The 15,589-nt window shown below is 67.9% G+C and carries 16 protein-coding genes; 11 read left to right on the forward strand and 5 right to left on the reverse strand.

Features of this window, described 5'->3' with window-relative positions; all coding sequences use genetic code 11:
* From NP4_RS42215 to NP4_RS34855, 6 genes are all read left to right on the forward strand, one after another.
* Positions 1-200, forward strand: a 200-nt coding sequence (locus NP4_RS42215) for a hypothetical protein (protein ID WP_218024001.1), incomplete at its 5' end; no start/stop codon positions are given.
* Positions 201-231: 31 nt separating this feature from the next.
* On the forward strand, positions 232-1,086 hold the full coding sequence (locus NP4_RS34835) for a TauD/TfdA dioxygenase family protein (RefSeq protein ID WP_211335938.1): 855 nt from the start codon (positions 232-234) through the stop codon (positions 1,084-1,086).
* The gene (locus NP4_RS34840) at positions 1,083-1,610 is read left to right on the forward strand and encodes an FcoT family thioesterase (protein ID WP_082876491.1); all 528 of its coding nucleotides are present in this window, start codon (positions 1,083-1,085) and stop codon (positions 1,608-1,610) included. The genes NP4_RS34835 and NP4_RS34840 overlap by 4 nt, the downstream gene beginning before the upstream one ends.
* The gene (locus tag NP4_RS34845) at positions 1,607-3,115 is read left to right on the forward strand and encodes a long-chain-fatty-acid--CoA ligase (protein ID WP_068007056.1); all 1,509 of its coding nucleotides are present in this window, start codon (positions 1,607-1,609) and stop codon (positions 3,113-3,115) included. The genes NP4_RS34840 and NP4_RS34845 overlap by 4 nt, the downstream gene beginning before the upstream one ends.
* On the forward strand, positions 3,112-3,339 hold the full coding sequence (locus tag NP4_RS34850; RefSeq protein WP_068007060.1) for a phosphopantetheine-binding protein: 228 nt from the start codon (positions 3,112-3,114) through the stop codon (positions 3,337-3,339). The genes NP4_RS34845 and NP4_RS34850 overlap by 4 nt, the downstream gene beginning before the upstream one ends.
* Positions 3,326-4,609: a condensation domain-containing protein gene (locus NP4_RS34855; RefSeq protein WP_114755823.1), complete on the forward strand. Its 1,284-nt coding sequence runs from the start codon at positions 3,326-3,328 to the stop codon at positions 4,607-4,609. The genes NP4_RS34850 and NP4_RS34855 overlap by 14 nt, the downstream gene beginning before the upstream one ends.
* A 59-nt stretch (positions 4,610-4,668) precedes the next feature.
* Here NP4_RS34855 and NP4_RS34860 read toward each other — a convergent pair whose 3' ends face one another.
* Entirely contained in the window at positions 4,669-5,232 is a 564-nt protein-coding gene (locus NP4_RS34860; RefSeq protein ID WP_068007224.1) for a sigma-70 family RNA polymerase sigma factor, read from the reverse strand.
* 109 nt (positions 5,233-5,341) lie between these two features.
* Between NP4_RS34860 and NP4_RS34865 the strand changes: the two genes are divergently transcribed.
* The 3 genes from NP4_RS34865 (at position 5,342) to NP4_RS34875 (ending at position 10,571) form a co-directional block, all read left to right on the forward strand.
* Entirely contained in the window at positions 5,342-6,052 is a 711-nt protein-coding gene (locus NP4_RS34865) for a zf-HC2 domain-containing protein (protein ID WP_068007066.1), read from the forward strand.
* A 65-nt stretch (positions 6,053-6,117) separates the two neighbouring features.
* A complete protein-coding gene (locus tag NP4_RS34870) occupies positions 6,118-8,601 on the forward strand; it encodes a heavy metal translocating P-type ATPase (protein WP_082876501.1) in 2,484 nt (827 codons plus the stop codon).
* Positions 8,598-10,571: a cytochrome c oxidase assembly protein gene (locus NP4_RS34875; RefSeq protein ID WP_082876493.1), complete on the forward strand. Its 1,974-nt coding sequence runs from the start codon at positions 8,598-8,600 to the stop codon at positions 10,569-10,571. Before NP4_RS34870 ends, NP4_RS34875 begins: the two co-directional genes overlap by 4 nt.
* Positions 10,572-10,573: 2 nt before the next feature.
* Here NP4_RS34875 and NP4_RS34880 read toward each other — a convergent pair whose 3' ends face one another.
* Together NP4_RS34880 and NP4_RS34885 are read right to left on the reverse strand one after the other, a co-directional pair.
* Entirely contained in the window at positions 10,574-11,551 is a 978-nt protein-coding gene (locus NP4_RS34880) for a DMT family transporter (protein WP_114755824.1), read from the reverse strand.
* A 181-nt stretch (positions 11,552-11,732) separates the two neighbouring features.
* Complete coding sequence (locus NP4_RS34885; RefSeq protein WP_147288048.1) at positions 11,733-12,062, reverse strand: hypothetical protein; 330 nt, start codon at positions 12,060-12,062, stop codon at positions 11,733-11,735.
* Positions 12,063-12,284: 222 nt separating this feature from the next.
* Between NP4_RS34885 and NP4_RS34890 the strand changes: the two genes are divergently transcribed.
* Positions 12,285-13,502 (forward strand): helix-turn-helix domain-containing protein, encoded by a 1,218-nt coding sequence (locus tag NP4_RS34890; RefSeq protein WP_255285623.1) that lies wholly within the window; start codon positions 12,285-12,287, stop codon positions 13,500-13,502.
* Here the strand turns inward: NP4_RS34890 and NP4_RS40450 are convergent, their stop codons facing one another.
* The gene (locus tag NP4_RS40450; RefSeq protein WP_082876495.1) at positions 13,503-14,147 is read right to left on the reverse strand and encodes a prolipoprotein diacylglyceryl transferase; all 645 of its coding nucleotides are present in this window, start codon (positions 14,145-14,147) and stop codon (positions 13,503-13,505) included.
* A 7-nt stretch (positions 14,148-14,154) separates the two neighbouring features.
* Positions 14,155-14,715, reverse strand: coding sequence for a hypothetical protein (locus tag NP4_RS34900; protein WP_068007077.1), 561 nt, complete (start codon positions 14,713-14,715; stop codon positions 14,155-14,157).
* Positions 14,716-14,819: 104 nt separating this feature from the next.
* On the opposite strand from NP4_RS34900, the gene NP4_RS34905 reads away from it, so the two are divergent.
* Positions 14,820-15,524 (forward strand): nitroreductase family protein, encoded by a 705-nt coding sequence (locus tag NP4_RS34905; RefSeq protein ID WP_068007079.1) that lies wholly within the window; start codon positions 14,820-14,822, stop codon positions 15,522-15,524.
* Positions 15,525-15,589: the final 65 nt, after the last annotated feature.

Consider the following 15,589-nt stretch of genomic DNA (forward strand, 5'->3'; position numbering starts at 1 on the left):
GCCGGACGGCCGCAGCCCGCGAGCGCGGCCGCCGCCACGACGCACAGGATCGCCGCGCGGCGGCGCAGGTTTGGCACGAAACTCACGCTGTCTCACGTCGTCCCGAATCCGGCCGCGGTTCCCGGATGTCGGCCATGTCACAGCGCGGAACCGCGGCGGGCCGACGGCCGACCCGTTCCAATACCGGCGCCGTCGCATGAGCGGCGCCCTCCGTGCACGAAGGAAACGATTGTGAGGACCAGCCCGCAGGCCGGCATGGGTGTCGTCGTCGAGGATTTCGATCCCGGGGCCGACGAGGATGTCCAATTGCTGAAGAAGACGATCTACCGTCACAAGATCGTGGTGTTGAAGAATCAGCGCCACGACGCGGCGGGCTTTCTCGCGCTCGGTCGACGGCTGGGCACGCCGCAGGCCTACTACGAGCCGGTCTACCATCACCCCGACGTGCCGGAGGTCTTCGTCTCGGCTACCGCCGAACCGGACGGACGCCAGATCGGCGTGCCCAAAACCGGGCGATTCTGGCATTCGGACTATCAATTCATGCCGCGGCCGTTCGATATCACCCTGACCTATCCGCGAGTGGTGCCGACGACCAACCGGGGCACGCTGTTCATCGATCTCGCCGCCGCCTACGAGCGGCTGGATCCGGCGCTGCGCGCGGCGATCGCGGACACCTCGGCGGTGCATACGGTGCGGCGCTGTTTCAAGATCCGGCCCGAGGACGTGTATCGGCCGGTGGGGGAGATCCTCGACGAAATCGACGCCCGCACACCGCCGGTGCGCCGTCCGACGGTGCTGACACATCCGCACACCGGGGAGTCGATCGCCTATGTCAGCCAGGGCTTCACCGAGACCGTCCTGGATGCCGACGGCGGCGATCGGCGCGATCTGCTGTCCGAATTGCTCGGTGCGACAGGGCAATTCGAGCTCGACGATCCGGCTGTGCATCTGCAGCGGTTCGATGTGGGTGATCTGTTGCTGTGGGACAACCTGAGTCTGGTGCATCGCGCGGTGCACAGCGACCGCAGCGAACCGGCGGTGTCGTGGCGGGTGACGGTACTCGACGATGCGGACATGCTGAAATGATCACCACGCCCGCTGTTTTCGAGATCGACTCCGAATCCCTCGACGAGGTGCAGCGCTGTTACAAACCGCACTGCCGCTACCTGCGCTCGGCATCGGTGCGCACCGATGGCGATATCGTCACCGGCACAGGGCAGTTCGGTATCGGCGAGCCCTGCTATATCGAGGACACCGGGCACCTCAATGCCGTCGAGGTGATCATCTGCTTCAACCAGCTGATGTATCAGACCGTGGCCACCATCGTGCGCCACGGGCTGCATCCGGCGTTCGACGACTGGACACCGGCTCAGTTCCAGCGGCGTTATCTGCCCGACATTCTCATCGCCGACGTGCAGACCGAATTCGAGCGGCCCATCGACTCGGCCGCGTTCACCGGGGAATTCACCCTCGAGGCGGCCCATGCGTACACCACCTCCGGTGGGGCTCGGCGGATCGCGCTGACCACGAGTTTCCGATTCTCCGACGGGGACGGGGAGTGCGGTGGGCGGATTCGGCTGGTGGTCGTGGATACGGGGGCGGGGCGATGAACCGGACACTCGCCGATCTGATTCGCGGCCATGACGCCGCCGCGCCCGCGGTGGTGTGTGGTGAGCGGGCGCTGAGCTACCGCGAATTGGACGAGGCGGCCGATCGGATCGCGTGGGCGCTGCTGGCGGCGGGGCTGTCGCCCGGGGCGCGGGTGGCGTATCTGGGGTTGGAGTCGGTGGACTATTACGCCGCGCTGCTGGGGTGCGCGCGCAGTGCGATGGTTTTGGTGCCCATCAATTTTCGGCTCACGGCCGAGGAGGTCGGGCATATTCTCGACGATTCCGGGGCGGCGGTGCTGATCGCGGACGCGTCGCTGCGTGAGCGGCTCGGCGGGCTCGATGATGTGCTGTATGTCGACACCGCCGAGTTCGCGCGGTGGTACGGGGCGCATCCGGCCGAATCTCCGGCGGTGCGAGTGGATGCCGATACTCCGGTGGTGCAGCTCTACACCAGTGGCACGACCGGATTGCCGAAGGGGGTGGTGCTCGCGCATCGCAGTTTCTTCGCCGTGCGCGCCGCATTGGCGGCGGCGGGGGAAAGCTGGATCGATTGGCGGGCTGGCGATATCGGGTTGATCGGGATTCCCGGCTTTCATGTCGGCGGGATCTGGTGGGCGACACAGGGGTTGGGATGCGGAGCGACCATGGTGGCGATGCCGCGATTCGATCCGGCGACCGCGGTGGAGCTGATTCGCGAGCGCGGCGTCACCACAGTGTGCGTGGTGCCGTCGATGCTGCGATTGATGCTGGCCGAGCCCACCGCCGACCGGGCGGCGCTGTCGAGCGTGCGCAAGCTGGTCTACGGTGGTTCGCCGATCTCGGAAAGCTTACTGGGGCAGGCGATGTCGATGCTGGAGTGTGAGTTCGCGCAGATCTACGGGCTCACCGAGACCGGTAATACCGCGGTGTGTCTGCCGCCGGATCAGCACTATCCGGGCAGTCCGCGACTACAGGCCGCCGGGCGCGCGTATCCCGGGTTCGAGATCCGGATCACCGATGAGCGGGGCGGCGCGCTGGGGCCGGGGCGGGTCGGCGAGGTGTGGTTGCGCACCCCCGGACATATGGTCGAATACTGGCGGCGGTCCGATGCCACGGCGGCCACACTCGTGGACGGGTGGATTCGCACCGGCGATGCGGGATACCTCGACGAGGCCGGATATCTGTTCCTGTGTGATCGGTTGCAGGACATGATCATTGTGGGTGGGGAGAACATCTATCCCGCCGAGGTGGAGAATGTGATCGCCGGACATTCGGCCGTGGTCGACGTGGCGGTGGTGGGTGCGCCGGACGAACGGTTCGGGGAGCGGGTGCACGCGTTCGTGACCGCCCGTACCGAGGTGTCGGCGCGAGAGTTGTTCGTGCACTGTACCGATCGGCTGGCCGGGTACAAGATTCCGAGCCGGTTCGAATTCGTGGAGCGGATTCCGCGCAATCCCAGCGGTAAGATTCTGCGGCGGGAATTGCGGGAGCCACTGTGGCCCAGCGGTGTTCGGCGGATCGGATGACGCTGAGCTTCGCCGAGGTGCGGGCCGCGGTGGCGGCGGAGTTGTATCTCGAGCCCGAACAGTTGGATCCGGCGGCGGATCTGTTCGCGGCCGGATTGGATTCGGTGCGGGCGCTGGCGCTGGTGGAACGGTGGCGGGCGGCCGGGGCTCGGATCGGGTTCATGGATCTGATCGAGGGTCCGACGCTGGGCGAATGGTGGGAGCGGTTGCGTGTCGACGGTTGAGTTGCGGCCTACGGCGGCGCAGGACGAGTTCTGGCACTATCAGCGCGACGGGGACGAGCCGGTGACGGCGATGTTCAATGTCGCGGAGTACGCGGAATTTCACGGGTCGGTATCGGAATCGGTATTGGCGCGGGCGATTCGGCGGACGGTCGCGGAGGTCGAGGTGTTGAATCTCGGGTTTCATCCGACGTCGGAGGGTGTGCGGTTGCGGCCGTCGATGCCCGAATGGGTCGTTCACACAATCGATCTCACCGATTCGGCGGATCCTTTCGCGGCGGCGCACGCGTGGATGGCCGCTGATCTGGATACCGCGGTGGATCTGGTCGATGATGTGCTGTTCACCCACGCGATTCTGCGGGTGGGGCCCGGGCGTGTGTGGTGGTATCACCGCGTCCATCACATTCTGCTCGACGGCTACGGTCTGGCGATGTTCGCGCGCCGCGTGGCCGCGGTCTATTCCGCGCTGACGGCCGGGCGGGAACCGGCCGCACCGCGCTTCGGCGCGCTGGCCGATGTGGTGGCATACGAGGAGGCCGAGCGCACTGGACCCGGCTACTCGGCCGCCCGCGACTACTGGGTGCGCTATCACCGCGACCGGCCCACTCCGCCGATCGTGGCGCGCCGGACCGAACCCATGACCGCCCGAATGTCCAGAACGACAACCGAATTCGCCCCCACTCTGGTGCGGCGGCTACGAGAACACGGCAATACCGCCCCCGCGCTGCTGGCCGCCGCGGCCACCTACGTCCACCGCGTCACCGACGAAAACCAGATCCGCCTGTGCCTACCGGTGCTCGCCCGCGCGGGCACCCCCGCGGCCCGGGTTCCGTGCACGGTCATCAACGTCGCCTACTACTGGGCCGAATTCGACGCGACCACAACGTTTTCCGCGGCGACCGAGCAAGTCGAGAATTTCCTCCGCGAGGCCGCCCCGCACCTGCGCTATCGAGTAGTCGACCTCTGGAGCGCCTTGGGCCCCTCCTTCGACCACGACCGCGCCTACGGCCCACTCGCCAACGTCATGCCCTTCGACTTCTCCCTGTCTTTCGCCGCCACCCCCGCCACGATCCGCAATGTGACCGCAGGCGTCGAGGAAGACATCGGCTTCTACTTCTACGACCGCCCCGACAGTATGGAATTGGTGGTCGGCGGCAACCCTCTGCTGTTCAGCGTCAACGAATTGAGTTCTCACGCAGTACGTTTCGAGGGCCTGCTCGATGCCGCGTCGACCAGTCCGAACCAATCGGTGCGACGTCTTCCGTTTGCGTAAACCCTGCGCCCGGCGCTGGGAAAGAGGGGCGGGGTGCGCTGGAGGGTGGGGCGCTGGGATCAGTTGCCCGCGGCCTCGGCTGCTCGGACTTCGCCGAGCAGGTCCTCGCGGGCTCGGGCTACTCGGGAGCGGATAGTGCCGACCGGGCAGCCGCAGACTTGGGCGGCTTCCTCGTAGGACAGGCCCAGGAGTTGGGTCAGGACCAGGGCCTCGCGGCGGTCTTCGGGGAGGGCGGCGAGCAAGATGCGGAGTTCCGCGAATTCTATTGCGGCGGTGGAGCTTGCGGAGCGGCGGCGGTCGGCGGCGGCTTCCCAGTCGGCGTCGGCGGCGACGCGGGGGCGGGCCATGGCGGCGCGGATCTCGTCGGCGCAGACATAGCGGGCGATCGACAGCAGCCAGGCGCGGGCCGAGGCGCGGGCCTCGAAGCGGCGCAGGCTGCCCAGGGCGCGCAGGTAGGTCTCCTGGGTGAGATCGTCGGCGCGGGCGGGGCTGGCGCGGTGGGCGATGAAACGCCAGACGTCGGACTGGGTGGATCGGATGAATTCCTCGAGCGCCGTGCGGTCCCCGCGACCCGCGGCGAGGGCGAGCGCGGTGATCCGTTCGTCGTGGGCCTCCGATGCCATGCCGGTCACCCTAGCCCGGCCTCGGGAAAGGTCTACTACCGGGCGTAGGGTGTTTCACGACACAGCGCCGAGCGGGAACTTTCGCGGCCCGCCATCCGACTTCTGCACCGTGAACTGCGATGTCTGCCGGGAAGCGTTGTCGGCCCGAATCGACGACGAACCCGAACCGGTGCCCTCGGCGCAGGTCGATCGGCACCTCGAGGAGTGCCGGGCCTGCACCGAGTGGTACGCGGCGGCGACCGCGGCCACCCGCACCCTGCGCATGCGCGCCGCCCCGGTCACCCCGGATCTGACCGACACCATCCTGGCGCGCGCCGAATTCGGGGGAGTGACCCCGCGGCGACGCGGACTGTCGCTGTCGGCGCTGCGGATGATCCTGCTCGGAATCGGCGCGGTGCAGTGCGCGCTGGGCCTGGCCCAGCTGGTCGGCCACGGTGTGGGCGTACACGCCGATCACGAGATCGGATCGCATCTGTTCAACGAGAGTACGGCGTGGAGTTTCGCGCTCGGCGCGGGCATGGTGTGGGGCGCGCTGTCGGTACGGGCGGTGACGGGACTGATCGCGGTATTCGGTAGTTTCGCCGCGGTGGTGTCGGTCTTCGTCGCCCACGACCTGCTGCGTCACGAGATGAGCGCGACCCGCGCCGAATCGCATGTGGTGCTGCTGGCGGGGTTGCTGGTGCTGGTATTGATCCAGCGACGCCAGCGCGGCGAACCGCCCGAGGTCACCGCCGCGCCGAGCCCGATCGCCGTGCCGCCGGGCGCGCGCACGGGTCGGCGTACCGGACATCTGCGCTCCACCCATGATCCAGCCGCCTGAATGTCGATGACCGAATCGCCCGCGCCGCCGCCGTTTCGGCGGCCTGACCCATGGAATCCGATCCCATGACCAATACCATTGCCCCCGTCGAGGACCCCGCCGCCGAACGCGTGCGGCTGCGCCTGGCGGTATCGGGCATGTCGTGCGCCGCCTGCTCCTCGCGGGTCGAACGCACCCTCAACCGTTTCGACGGGGTGACCGCCAGCGTCAACTTCGCCACCGGCGTCGCCACGGTCGACGCGCCGCCGCAGCTTGATCCGAATGTGCTGTGCGAGAAGGTGACCGATATCGGCTTCGGCGCCACGCCCGTGGAGGGCGCCGCGACGCTGCTGGACACCGGGCCCGAGGATCGCATCGCCGCGGATCTGTTCCGCCGCCTGGTGGTGGCGCTGCTGCTGTTCTTCCCGCTGGCCGATCTGTCGATCATGTTCGCCACCGTGTCGAGCACCAGGATTACCGGCTGGCAATTCATCCTGCTGGCCCTGGCCCTGCCGATCGTGGTGTGGTCGGCCGCGCCGCTGCACCGCAAGGCCCTGGCCGGACTGCGTACCGGATCGACCAGTATGGAGACTCTGGTATCGATCGGCATCACTGCGGCCACGGTGTGGTCGGTGGTGACCCTGTTCGGCAGGCCCGCCCCCGAACACAGCGGGCACGGTGTCTGGGCGGCGATCCTCGGCGCGGATTCGATCTATCTCGAAGTGGCCGGTGGCGTAACGGTTTTCGTGCTCGCGGGTCGCTACTTCGAGGCCAAGGCGCGCCGCCGCGCGGGTGGGGCGCTGCGGGCGCTGGCCGCGCTCGGCGCGAAGGATGTGACGGTGCTGTCCGGTGACGGCAGCGAGATCACCGTCCCCGTCGAGGAACTCACCGAGGGCCGCCGATTCATGGTGCGGCCGGGGGAGACCGTGGCCACCGACGGCCTTGTCGTGGAGGGCCATTCGAGTATCGACGCCTCCGCGATGACCGGCGAATCCGTGCCGATCGAGGTCGGACCGGGCATGGCGGTGACCGGCGGCACCATCTCGCTGACCGGACGGCTGATCGTGGAAGCCGGTGCGGTGGGCGCGGATACGCGACTGGCGGCGATGATCCGGCTGGTCGAGGAGGCGCAGGCGGGTAAGGCCTCGCTACAGCGGCTGGCCGATCGGATCGCGGGGGTATTCGTACCGGTGGTGCTGGGCATCGCCGCGGTGACCCTGGCCGCGTGGCTGATCTCCGGTGCGGGTCTCGACAAGGCCGTCGGCGCGGGCCTCGCGGTGCTGGTGATCGCCTGCCCGTGCGCCTTGGGCCTGGCCACCCCGGCGGCATTGATGGTCGGCGCCGGTCGCGGCGCGCAACTGGGCGTTTTCATCAAGGGTCAACAGGCCCTCGAGACCAGCCGCACCATCGACACCGTCGTCTTCGACAAGACCGGCACCCTCACCGAGGGTGTGATGACCGTAGTGGCCGCGCATACCGCCGCGGAGCATTCCGACCGCGAAATCGCCGCACTCGCAGGCGGTTTGGAGTCCGCGTCCGAACACGCGGTCGCCGCCGCAATCACCGCCTGGGCCCGCCGGGAGGTCGCGACGCCGGGTGACGACGGATTGTCCGCCCCGAAGCTGGAATTGGCCGAGCCCGCCGTTGGCAAGCCGGGCGGCGACGGGTTCTCCGCCTCGGGGCGAGAGCAGCCGGAGTTGGCTGACGCTGCCGTTGGCAAGCCGGGTGACGACGGATTGTCCGGTCTGGTCGTGGCCGCCTCGGATCGGGCCGCGCTGACGACGCCGAGCGAAAATCAGGGCGAGATGGGCGGGGAGTTGCTCGAGGTCACCGAGTTTCACGCACTGCCCGGCCTGGGCGCACGCGGCACCGTCGGTGGCCATGCCGCGCTGATCGGGCGTTCTGCGCTGATCGAGAGCGAGGGCGTGTGCGTGCCGGAGGATCTGCGGCGCGCGCTGGCGCGGGAGCAGCGGTGCGGGCGGACGGCGGTGTATTTCTGCCTTGACGGGCGGGCGGTCGCGGTGTTCGCGGTGGCCGATACCGTGCGGCCGACGGCCGGGGCGGCCGTGGCGCGACTGCACGGACTTGGACTGCGGACGCTGCTGTTGACCGGGGACAATGCCCGGGCGGCCCAGGCCATTGCCGATGAGGTCGGCATCGATGAGGTAATCGCGGAGGTCATGCCCGAGGGCAAGGTCGATGTGATCCGGCAGTTGCAGCGGCAGGGACATCGGGTGGCGATGGTCGGCGACGGGATCAATGACGGGCCCGCGCTGGTGGCCGCGGATCTGGGGCTGGCGATCGGGCGCGGCACCGATGTGGCGATCGGGGCGGCCGACATCATTCTGGTGCGGGAGGAACTGGGCGCGGTGCCCGACGCGATCGAGTTGGCGCACGCCACGCTGCGCACGATTCGCGGAAATATGGTGTGGGCGTTCGGCTACAACGTCGCCGCGATTCCGGTGGCGGTGGCGGGTCTGCTCAATCCGCTGATCGCCGGGGCGGCGATGGCGTTCTCGTCGTTCTTCGTGGTGTGGAACAGCCTGCGCCTGCGCGAGTTTCGCCGGTGACCGCCGCGATCGGCTCCTCGATGACCCGAAAGCGCTGGGGCGCGGCCGCTGTCGTGACGGCCGCGCTGGTCGCGGCGGCGTTGGTCGTGCTGACGACCGCCGAATTCGGCCAGCGCCCTTACCATCAGCAGGGCCTGGATTACCCCGGATACGCGAGCGCGCTGACCTATGCGCTGCTGCGCCTGATCGCCGCGCTCGCGGGCGGTTTCACCCTCGGACCGCTGGTGTACGCGCTGTTCTGTACCGCGCCGACCGCGCAGGGCCGCGTCGATGTCGACGGATACGCCGGAGTGCGGCTGGCCGAACGGGCCTCGGTGGTGTGGGTGCTCGCCGCCGGGGCGCTGATTCCGGTGTCGGCGGCCGATTCGGCGGGACTGTCGCTCGGCAAGGCGCTGCGGATCGGGGCCCTGGGCGCGCTGATCACCGCGACCGAGAAGCCGAAGGCGTGGATCGTCGCCACCCTCGCGGTGGTCCTCGTCGCGACGCTACTGCGCGCGGCGATGTCGTGGAACAGCCTGTTCGGACTGGCCGCGATCAGCGCGATCGCGGTGCTCGCGCCCGCGGTGACCGGTAATGCGGGCGAGGGCCCCGATCACGACTACGCCACCGGCGCGGTCATCCCCTTCGCGCTCGCGCTCGCCCCGCTGGCGGGACTGAGCTGGTGCGTGGCCCAAAACATCCGGCGCACAGAAGATTTCACGACGGCGGTGCGCCGGTACCGCATCATCGTGGGCCTGGCCGTGACGGTCATGATTCCCACGGCCGCCATTCTGGTCGCGATCCTCACCCCGCCTTCGACTTTCGGCGGGGTGTACAGCTGGCTGGGCCTCGCCGCGGCGGCGCTGCTGGCGGCCCATGTGCTGCTGGCGCTGGTACTGCGGTCGCCGACGGGCCGCGCGTGGCTGTATCCGTCGCTGATCGCCGCCAGCGCGGGAGCCGTTGTGTGGCTGGGTATTTCGACAGTCATGGCCGTGCAACCCGCACCGGCCTTCGCGCGCGCGAATTTCACCGCGCAGCAGGTATTCCTGGGATTCGATCTGCCGCAACCGCCGAATCTGTGGCGTTTCCTGACGCTGTGGCGGTTCGATGTCGTGCTCGGGACCGCGGCGATTCTCGCGGCCGCGGGCTATGTGGCCGGGGTGCTGCGGTTGTGGCGGCGTGGGGACGAGTGGTCGCGCTGGCGCACCCTGTCGTGGGTGAGCGGCTGTGCGGCCCTGCTGCTGGTGAGTTCCTCGGGTGTGGGCGCCTACGGATACGGCATGTTCAGCGTGCACATGGGCGGACATATGGCGCTCAATATGTTCATCCCGGTGCTGCTGGTACTCGGCGGCCCGGTAACTCTGCTGTTGCGGGCGGTGGCCCCGGCCGGGCGCGGCAATCCGCCCGGGCCGCGGGAATGGGCGCAGTCGCTGATGCATTCGCGGTTCACCCGGGTGCTGGCCAATCCGATCGTGGCGCTGATCGTCTTCGTCGTCTCGCTCTACGGGTTGTATTTCACCGCGCTGTTCGATCAGCTGATCCGTTTCCACTGGGGACATCTGCTGATGAACATCCATTTCCTGATCACCGGCTACCTGTACTACTGGGCGATCATCGGCATCGATCCCGGACCGCGCCGGCTGCCGCATCTGGGGCGGCTGGGAATGTTGTTCGCGATCATGCCGTTCCACGCGTTCTTCGGGGTGGCGGTGATGTCGATGGAAACCCTCGTCGGCGGCACCTACTATCCGCAGCTGCAATTGACGTGGATGCACGATCTGTTCGCCGATCAGAAAATCGGCGGCAGTCTGGCCTGGATATCCGGTGAGATTCCGGTGCTGCTGGTGGTGGGAGCGCTGCTGTCGCAATGGGCGCGCCAGGACCGGCGGGTGGCCGCGCGCGGGGATCGCCATCAGCAGGCCTATCCCGAGGACGACGAATTGGCCGCCTACAACGCCATGCTCGCCGAATTGGGCCGCTCGCGGCGCTGAGCTCAGGCTATGGCGCGATCGTCGTTGTCCTGGTCATCGGATGAATTCGCCGAGGATGTCCGTTCGATACTGGTCAGCCGCTTGATTGCCGGGGCGGTGATCGGCTCCGGCGCGGCCGGACGTTTCTCGGCGGCATTGAGGCCGATGGCGAAACAGACGATCAGCGCCCCGCCGATCAGCCCGTTGACGGTGGGCAACTGCTGATAGAACGTCAATCCGAACAGCAGGCCCCACACGCATTCCAGGGTCATCAAATTCCCGGCGGACACCGAATCCACCCGATCGAAGCCGTAATTGATGAGAAAGACATTCAGTACGCTCAGCGCGCCGGCCACCGCGATCGCGGCCCACAGGACCGTCGGCGACAGATGCGAATGCACCCGCGGAACGCCCTGTCCCTGCGCCAGCGACACCAGCGCCACGCCGATCGCGCCGACACCGACGGTCAGTGTGGTGATCTCGGAATTGTTCAACTCGCCGCTGTGCCAGCCGCGGCCGAGATAACTGAACGCCATCGCGACCATCGCGACCAGCGCCACCAGATCGCCGTGATTCCAGGCCAGCCAGGCCCCGCCGGGACCCGGCCGGAATCCGGACATGATCGCCACCCCGACCGCCGAGCCCGCGACACACACCAGCCGGGCCGTGGTCGCGCGCACCTGACGCAGTACCAGCCCCAGGGCCGAGGCCAGCGGGAGCGCGGCGATGAACGACGCGTTGGCGACGGAGGTCATGGTGGCCGCCTTGGCGAACAGCAGGGTGCCGACCACGTACAGCAGCATCGTGCGGGCCACCACCACCGCCCATTCGCGCGCCCCCGCGCGGGCGATGACGCGCCAGCGCAGGTGGCGGGCGAAAATGGCGACGGCGAGTAGGAAGGCGATCGCGGCACGCAGATAGACCTGCTGGGCGACGGTGAAGCCGCTGTCGAGATAGCGGGTGAGGACCGTCAGCATGGCATAAGACGCGGTCAGTAGCACCAGCGCCGCGACACCTCGCAGGTCGGTGATCTTGCTCCCACGTACGATTGCCGTGCCATCGATACCGCCAGCGTACCTACCGTCTTCGGCTACCGGCTCGTAAATTCCAACCGGTACGGAACAGGCGGATTCTCAGCAATCGCGCAGCGGGTTCACCGACTGCGAGAGTGACGCTGATTCGTCAGCGATCCTTGCGTGCGCGCAGGCGGCGCAGCAGTCGATCGTCCGGCGGATTCTCCGGCGTCAGAGATACCGGAGGCGTGCGCCCGGTCGTGGTGTTCTGTCGCCACGGCCGCGACCGCGCCAACCATCCGGCGGCCAGACATGCGGCCGACAGGATCGACACGGTCGGAATGTTGAGCACCGACGCGCAGGCGATGTACGCGGCCAGCGCTGTAATTACAGTCGCGGCCGCGGACATCACTTGAATGAGTTGGGTGGCGAGCGAGCCTGAGCCGCTCTGGTTTTCGGTATTGGCCGGAACCCTGCCGGCGAGTGTGCTTTTCTTCATGGCCCACAGAGTGCGGTCGCGGCGGTCGTGCACACCAGAGTGAGCCACCGACTTGCACGTTTCGCGCGCAGAACCTCTCGTATTGCGAACGCAGGAAGGCGATTCGGGACTACTGTTGAGCTCGGACGACGCAGAGCCCCATGCTCGTTCAACCCTCGAGAATTTCTATCTGGAGATGTTGTGGTGACAAGTCCACACAGCATCGCGTGCGCACGCCGGATCGTGCGCGATATCGAGGCCGCAGGGGGGAGCACGTGGGAGGCGGTCCAAGCGATCCGGGCGCATTGCGGCGCATCGTTGTTGCGAGCACATCGCATAGCGCACGGGTACACCCTCGTCGAGGTGACCCAGCGGTTGCAGACGCTGCTGATCGACGCGGGAGTGTCCAATCCTGGTGTGTCACATCAGAGTGTCTCGCGGTGGGAGACAGGTCTGGACATGCCGGGCTACCAATACCTCGACGCGTTGTGCCGGTTGTATCACACCCGGCCCGACCGGCTCGGGTTCGGCCACGACTACAGCGACGAACGGCCCGCCGACGGTCCGCCCGCGAAGGCCCCGCCCGCGGTGGCCGAATCGGGGGTGTGGAATACCGTGCGCGCGTTGGAGGAGAGCGTCGAGCACAGCGGCTATCTGGTGTACGTGCAGCCGCCCTCGGAATACATTCCGGCGCGCATGCGGGATCTGGCCCAGATTCAGCATCTGATGCTGGCCGACCGTTCCGCCGAACTGCATCGGCGGCTGCTGCGGGTGGAGGCGATCGTGGCGGGATTGATCGCGTTCCGGCTCAACGACGTCGCCGATATCCACGACACGTTCATGTGGTTGTACAAGGCCCGCCGCGCTGCCCGTCAGGCCGGTGACACCGCGCTCGAGGCGTGGCTGCGGGCGCATATGGCCCATATGCACGAGTGTTATCGGCATCAGTTGGATCAGGGCCTGTCCGCGGCGCATTCGGCGCAGCGGGCCGGGGCGCGGTCGGCGCATGTGTTCGGCCTGCTGGCCGAGGCCGGGATCCAGGCGCGCATCGGACGCCGCCGCGAGGCGATGTCGGCGATCGCGGCCGCGGATCGGATGTTCGAGGCGCTTCCTTCGACCGCGACCTCCGACGACAATCTGGGCACCTCGGAATACATTCTGCGCTGGCATCAGTCCCACGCGCTGACCTCGATCGGCGATCGTCGCGCGGCCGAGGAGATGCGGGCGCGGGTGCTGGAGTTGCCGATGGCGGAGAAGGATCAGGTGGGCCGGGCGCTGATGGATCTGGATCTGGCCGCGCTGCTGATCCGCCAGGGCGAGGCCGATCAGGCGTGCGAGCTGATCCGGCATGTGCGCCAGACCCTGCCCGGAGAGTTGCGGGTGGGCCAGATCCAGCGTTACCTCACCCAACTGGTGGGCGGTCTCCCGCAGCGCCTGCGGGAGACCATTTTCCAGCGGTGATCAGTTGGCGCCGAGGACGCGATGGAAGAAGCTGCGGTAGCCGCGCAATGCCTGCCGCAGCGCCTCGGTGTCGGTGGATTCGCCAGCCCGCCAACGGCTTTCCAGATCCTGCTTGCGCTCGGACACCGCGGCGGTGAGCTGCTCGATGGTCGTGCTGACCAATTCGTCGGCCCGGGTCACGGCCTGATGCGGGTCGTCGACGAACAGGCCCTGCACCTCGCGCCATTCGATGCGCAGCCGCTCGAGGTCGGCGTCGGCGAACAGCGGTGTGTCGTGATCGAACGAGGCCGCCTGGTGGCGGGTGGGTTGCGCGGAATCCGGCTCGGTCGACACGGCGTCGGCGTCTCGGGCGTCCTCGGAGGGGATCGCCGCGTCGGCGCGAGTATCGCCGGGCACCTCGTGCTCGGTGTCGGTCTCGCTCACGGCCGGTGAAAAGCCGAGGTGGGCTTGGTCGTTCACGTCGGCGCTGCTGGGTCCGACGTGATCCGCGGCGTCGTGGGCCTCATGGGAGTGCGCGGCCGGGCCGGTGCGCGCTTGCGGATCGCGCCGATCGGCGTCGCCCACGGTGGAGTCGCTGGCGGTGTCGTCGGATTGCGTTGCGTCGGCGTCGATTTCGTCGGATTCGCGGCGGGAGAAAATGGGCATGATGGTCTCACTGATGCTGGCTGGTAGGGGTGGGATCGGTGCCGAGCAGATCGGCGAACAGTTCGCGGTAGTGCACGATCGCGGTGCGCATCTCCTCGGTGGAGGCGGCGCCCTGGCCCGCGCGGGTGGTGATGTCGTGCGCGACGCGATAGCCGCCGAGCGGTTCGGCGTGTTCGACCGACAGATCCGCGATCTGCTGTTCGCGGCTCTCGGTGGGATAGCCGCGCTCGGCCATGATCGCGGTCACCAGCCGGTCGGCCGAACCCAGCGCGGCGGCCGGATCGTCGACGAATTGCTCCTGCATACGCGCCCATTCCATCTGGTAGCGCTGTTTCTGCCCGTCGGACAGCTCGCGCAGTTCCAACTGGGAGTGGCGGCGCTCGCGTTCGGCCAGCTCGGCCTCCACGGCGCGGCGATCGTCGGATTTCTGCACGAGGCGGTCGTATTCCGGCCCGAATCTGCTGCGTAACCCTCGCCTGCGCAGAGTGGGCCGCAGCGCCAGCGCGATCAGGATCAGGATCGCGACGACCACGACGATGATCACCACGGTGAGTACTGCACCCGACACTTGAACCTCCTTGTCGAGTCGGACTGTCGGGTGCGGTAATGCCTCTTCCAACCCCGATCAAACCCCAAGGGCGTCAGCGGGGTTGACGAATTACCCTGAGTGCCATGACCGACCAGATCTCGACGCGAATGCATACCTACCCGTTCGTTCCGTACCACCCGGAGCGCGTGGACCGGGCCGAAGGGCTCGCGCGCGGGCGGGCGCTGTTGCGCAAGCTCGACGCCCGCCGCAGCGTGCGATTCTTCGCGTCCGATCCGGTGCCGCGGGAGATGATCGAACTCGCCGTCGCCGCGGCCAATACCGCACCGTCGGGCGCGCATCATCAGCCGTGGAAATTCGTCGCCACCGACGACGCCGGGGTGAAATCCCGCATTCGTGAGGCCGCCGAGCACGAGGAACGAATCAATTACGAGGGCGGACGACTGCCCGAGGCGTGGCGGGAAGCGCTGGCGCCGTTGGAGACCACCTCCGACAAGTCCTATCTCGACGTGGTGCCGTGGCTGGTGGTGGTGTTCGCGGAGAAAAGCACCACACGCCCGGACGGATCGCTGCGCAAGAACTACTACGTCAACGAGAGCGTCGGCATCGCCTGCGGGTTGTTCATCACCGCGCTGCACGAAATGGGTCTGGCGACGCTGACCCACACCCCGAATCCGATGGCCTTCCTCACCGAGATCCTCGAGCGCCCGGGCACCGAGCGGCCCTACATCCTGTTCCCGGTGGGTTATCCGTCCCCCGATTGCGAGGTGCCCGATCTGCGGCGCAAGCCGATGACCGAGGCGCTGGAGTACTTCCCGCCGCGCCCCTGACCCTCGGGGGCACCGAAACCCTCGTCTTGAGACCGGCCGGTCGTGACGGAAGCCTTTCCTGCGGT

Origin of the sequence: Nocardia pseudobrasiliensis NBRC 108224 (genome assembly GCF_001613105.1) — a bacterium.
Classification (GTDB): Bacteria; Actinomycetota; Actinomycetes; order Mycobacteriales; family Mycobacteriaceae; genus Nocardia; species Nocardia pseudobrasiliensis.